This is a genomic window from Micromonospora sp. NPDC048999, assembly GCF_040649295.1.
GTDB lineage: Bacteria > Actinomycetota > Actinomycetes > Mycobacteriales > Micromonosporaceae > Micromonospora.
Window position 1 is genome coordinate 1 of the sequence record NZ_JBEZFI010000088.1, and the last position, 5,410, is coordinate 5,410.

Annotated in this window: 3 rRNA genes; all 3 read right to left on the reverse strand. The window is 57.9% G+C overall.

The window, feature by feature from the left end:
- Nucleotides 1-2: 2 nt before the first annotated feature.
- Nucleotides 3-119: ribosomal RNA gene (gene rrf, locus AB0C02_RS33310) — 5S ribosomal RNA — on the reverse strand.
- A 91-nt stretch (nt 120-210) separates the two neighbouring features.
- Nucleotides 211-3,321 (reverse strand): 23S ribosomal RNA (locus tag AB0C02_RS33315).
- A gap of 375 nt (nt 3,322-3,696) precedes the next feature.
- Nucleotides 3,697-5,212, reverse strand: a 16S ribosomal RNA gene (locus tag AB0C02_RS33320).
- Together the 16S, 23S and 5S rRNA genes form the textbook arrangement of a ribosomal RNA operon.
- Nucleotides 5,213-5,410: the final 198 nt, after the last annotated feature.

Sequence of the window (5,410 nt, forward strand, 5' to 3'; positions counted from 1 at the left end):
TTGTCCGGCGGTGTCCTACTCTCCCACACCCTCCCGAGTGCAGTACCATCGGCGCTGGAGGGCTTAGCTTCCGGGTTCGGAATGTGACCGGGCGTTTCCCCTCCGCCATGACCGCCGTAACTCTATCGACATGTCAAACAACCAACCAACCCGCAACCGGGTGGTGTTGTTCGTTTGTCGGGAGTTGCACAGTGGACGCGTAGCAGCTTAGTAGTCAAGTCCTCGGCCTATTAGTACCGGTCAACTGAACCCGTTACCGGGCTTACATTTCCGGCCTATCAACCCAGTCGTCTAGCTGGGGGCCTTACCCCACCAAAGGTGGGTGGGATACCTCATCTTGAAGCGAGCTTCCCGCTTAGATGCTTTCAGCGGTTATCCCTTCCGAACGTAGCTAACCAGCCGTGCCCCTGGCGGGACAACTGGCACACCAGAGGTTCGTCCGTCCCGGTCCTCTCGTACTAGGGACAGCCCTTCTCAAGTATCCTACGCGCACGGCGGATAGGGACCGAACTGTCTCACGACGTTCTAAACCCAGCTCGCGTACCGCTTTAATGGGCGAACAGCCCAACCCTTGGGACCTGCTACAGCCCCAGGATGCGACGAGCCGACATCGAGGTGCCAAACCATCCCGTCGATATGGACTCTTGGGGAAGATCAGCCTGTTATCCCCGGGGTACCTTTTATCCGTTGAGCGACACCGCTTCCACATGCCAGTGCCGGATCACTAGTCCCGACTTTCGTCCCTGCTCGACCTGTCAGTCTCACAGTCAAGCTCCCTTGTGCACTTGCACTCAACACCTGATTGCCAACCAGGCTGAGGGAACCTTTGGGCGCCTCCGTTACCCTTTAGGAGGCAACCGCCCCAGTTAAACTACCCACCAGACACTGTCCCTGAACCGGATAACGGTCCGAAGTTAGATACCCAAACCAACCAGAGTGGTATTTCAAGATTGCCTCCACCCATACTGGCGTATGGACTTCACCGGCTCCCACCTATCCTACACAAGCTAATTCGGATACCAATGTCAAGCTATAGTAAAGGTCCCGGGGTCTTTCCGTCCTGCCGCGCGTAACGAGCATCTTTACTCGTAGTGCAATTTCGCCGGGCCTGTGGTTGAGACAGTGGGGAAGTCGTTACGCCATTCGTGCAGGTCGGAACTTACCCGACAAGGAATTTCGCTACCTTAGGATGGTTATAGTTACCACCGCCGTTTACTGGCGCTTAAGTTCTCCGCTTCGCCCCGAAGAGCTAACAGGTCCCCTTAACGTTCCAGCACCGGGCAGGCGTCAGTCCATATACATCGAATTACTTCTTCGCATGGACCTGTGTTTTTAGTAAACAGTCGCTTCCCCCTGCTCTCTGCGGCCATACAACGCTCCACCCGCGCGGGGCTTCACGTCTCCGGCCCCCCTTCTCCCTAAGTTACGGGGGCAATTTGCCGAGTTCCTTAACCACAGTTCGCCCGATCGCCTCGGTATTCTCTACCTGACCACCTGTGTCGGTTTGGGGTACGGGCCGCTAAGAACTCGCTAGAGGCTTTTCTCGGCAGCATAGGATCACTGACTTCACCTGAATCGGCTCGGCATCACGTCTCAGCCTACATGTGCTGCGGATTTGCCTACAGCACGGCCTACACGCTTACCCCGGCACAACCACCGGCCGGGCTCAGCTACCTTCCTGCGTCACCCCATCGCTTGACTACTACCCGCCAGGTTCCCACGCTCCCCATGTTTGGTCCGAAGACCGCCCACAGTTCGGGTGGTTAGCACAACGAGGTTCATCAGGGTCGCTCCTTCGCGGGTACGGGAATATCAACCCGTTGTCCATCGACTACGCCTCTCGGCCTCGCCTTAGGTCCCGACTCACCCAGGGCGGATTAACCTGGCCCTGGAACCCTTGGTCATCCGGCGGAAGGGTTTCTCACCCTTCTTTCGCTACTCATGCCTGCATTCTCACTCGTGCCGCGTCCACAACTAGGTCACCCCGTTGCTTCACCCCCGGCACGACGCTCCCCTACCCATCCACACACCTGCACCGCACATCAAGGCACAGCGAGGTTAAAATGTGAATGCCACAGCTTCGGCGGTGTGCTTGAGCCCCGCTACATTGTCGGCGCGGAACCACTTGACCAGTGAGCTATTACGCACTCTTTAAAGGGTGGCTGCTTCTAAGCCAACCTCCTGGTTGTCTATGCGACCCCACATCCTTTTCCACTTAGCACACGCTTAGGGGCCTTAGCTGGTGATCTGGGCTGTTTCCCTCTCGACTACGAAGCTTATCCCCCGCAGTCTCACTGCCGCGCTCTCACTTACCGGCATTCGGAGTTTGGCTGATTTCGGTAAGCTTGTGGGCCCCCTAGACCATCCAGTGCTCTACCTCCGGCAAGAAACACGCGACGCTGCACCTAAATGCATTTCGGGGAGAACCAGCTATCACGGAGTTTGATTGGCCTTTCACCCCTAACCACAGGTCATCCCCCAACTTTTCAACGTTGGTGGGTTCGGCCCTCCACGCGGTCTTACCCGCGCTTCAGCCTGCCCATGGCTAGATCACTCCGCTTCGGGTCTAGAGCATGCGACTGAATTCGCCCTATTCAGACTCGCTTTCGCTACGGCTCCCCCACACGGGTTAACCTCGCCACATGCCACTAACTCGCAGGCTCATTCTTCAAAAGGCACGCCGTCACCCCGTAAGGCTCCGACGGATTGTAGGCGAACGGTTTCAGGTACTATTTCACTCCCCTCCCGGGGTACTTTTCACCATTCCCTCACGGTACTTGTCCGCTATCGGTCACCAGGAAGTATTCAGGCTTACCAGGTGGTCCTGGCAGATTCACGGCAGATTACAGGGGTCCGCCGCTACTCGGGAACACCCACAGGAGATCAGCCACTTTCACCTACCGGACTATCACCGTCTACGGTCAGCCATTCCAGACTGTTCGACTAGCAACTGACTTTGTAACTCCTCGAATGCGTGTCAGCACATCCAGCAGGGTCCCACAACCCCGACCACGCAACCCCTGACAGGTATCACACGCAGCCGGTTTAGCCTCAATCCGCTTTCGCTCGCCACTACTCACGGAATCACTATTTGTTTTCTCTTCCTACGGGTACTGAGATGTTTCACTTCCCCGCGTTCCCTCCATACACCCTATGTGTTCAGGTGTAGGTGACTGGACATGACTCCAGCCGGGTTTCCCCATTCGGACACCCTGGGATCACAGCTTGGTTGACAGCTCCCCCAGGCCTATCGCGGCCTCCCACGTCCTTCATCGGCTCCTGGTGCCAAGGCATCCACCGTTCGCCCTTGACAACTTGACCACAAAGATGCTCGCGTCCACTGTGCAATTCTCAACAAACGACCAACCCACAACCCACAGCCCCACACCAAACCCGACAACCGCCGGCGGTATGCGAGACCAGGCCATGCCTGGCGCCTCCGCGAAGCTCACGCTCCGCGCTCAAGGCTCCGAAGAAAACAACCAACGGTTGTTCCTTCAGGACCCAACAGGGTGCTATGCACTCACCACCAGCCGCACCAGGACTCCGTTCCACACCACCCGAAAGTGGCCGTACTAGAAGAAACCCAGCCGTTGCCGGCACCAAGCTCGCCAGTGTCTCCGCCATTGAGCACCCCGACCCGACATTCGCGGGCCGCGGGCTCCATACCGTCTTTCGACGGATGGTGCTCCTTAGAAAGGAGGTGATCCAGCCGCACCTTCCGGTACGGCTACCTTGTTACGACTTCGTCCCAATCGCCAGCCCCACCTTCGACGGCTCCCTCCCTTACGGGTTGGGCCACCGGCTTCGGGTGTTGCCGACTTTCGTGACGTGACGGGCGGTGTGTACAAGGCCCGGGAACGTATTCACCGCAGCGTTGCTGATCTGCGATTACTAGCGACTCCGACTTCACGGGGTCGAGTTGCAGACCCCGATCCGAACTGAGACCGGCTTTTTGGGATTCGCTCCACCTCACGGTATCGCAGCCCATTGTACCGGCCATTGTAGCATGCGTGAAGCCCTGGACATAAGGGGCATGATGACTTGACGTCATCCCCACCTTCCTCCGAGTTGACCCCGGCAGTCTTCGATGAGTCCCCGCCATAACGCGCTGGCAACATCGAACGAGGGTTGCGCTCGTTGCGGGACTTAACCCAACATCTCACGACACGAGCTGACGACAGCCATGCACCACCTGTGACCGCCCCCGAAGGACCCCACATCTCTGCAGGTTTTGCGGCCATGTCAAACCCAGGTAAGGTTCTTCGCGTTGCATCGAATTAATCCGCATGCTCCGCCGCTTGTGCGGGCCCCCGTCAATTCCTTTGAGTTTTAGCCTTGCGGCCGTACTCCCCAGGCGGGGCGCTTAATGCGTTAGCTGCGGCACAGGGAACCGGAGAGGCCCCCCACACCTAGCGCCCAACGTTTACAGCGTGGACTACCAGGGTATCTAATCCTGTTCGCTCCCCACGCTTTCGCTCCTCAGCGTCAGTATCGGCCCAGAGACCCGCCTTCGCCACCGGTGTTCCTCCTGATATCTGCGCATTTCACCGCTACACCAGGAATTCCAGTCTCCCCTACCGAACTCTAGCCTGCCCGTATCGACTGCAGGCCCGCAGTTGAGCTGCGGGTTTTCACAGTCGACGCGACAAGCCGCCTACGAGCTCTTTACGCCCAATAAATCCGGACAACGCTCGCGCCCTACGTCTTACCGCGGCTGCTGGCACGTAGTTGGCCGGCGCTTCTTCTGCAGGTACCGTCACTTGCGCTTCGTCCCTGCTGAAAGAGGTTTACAACCCGAAGGCCGTCATCCCTCACGCGGCGTCGCTGCATCAGGCTTCCGCCCATTGTGCAATATTCCCCACTGCTGCCTCCCGTAGGAGTCTGGGCCGTGTCTCAGTCCCAGTGTGGCCGGTCGCCCTCTCAGGCCGGCTACCCGTCGTCGCCTTGGTAGGCCATCACCCCACCAACAAGCTGATAGGCCGCGAGCCCATCCCAGGCCGAAAAACTTTCCACCACCAGTCATGCGACCAGAAGTAATATTCGGTATTAGCCCCCGTTTCCGAGGGTTATCCCAAAGCCTAGGGCAGGTTGCTCACGTGTTACTCACCCGTTCGCCGCTCGAGTACCCCGAAGGGCCTTTCCGCTCGACTTGCATGTGTTAAGCACGCCGCCAGCGTTCGTCCTGAGCCAGGATCAAACTCTCCAACAAAAACTTGTTGAACAATCCATCCCAGCAACAAAAATGTTGCCAAAGGAATCCCCACCAAACAGACCTCCCAAAGAAGACCTGCCCAGTGCGGGGTAATAAATCAATTTGGCACTGGCTTATCAAGCACCCTGTTGAGTTCTCAAAGAACAACCACACACCATCCGAAAGCCCCGCACCGCAGGACCCCCATCCGGGGCA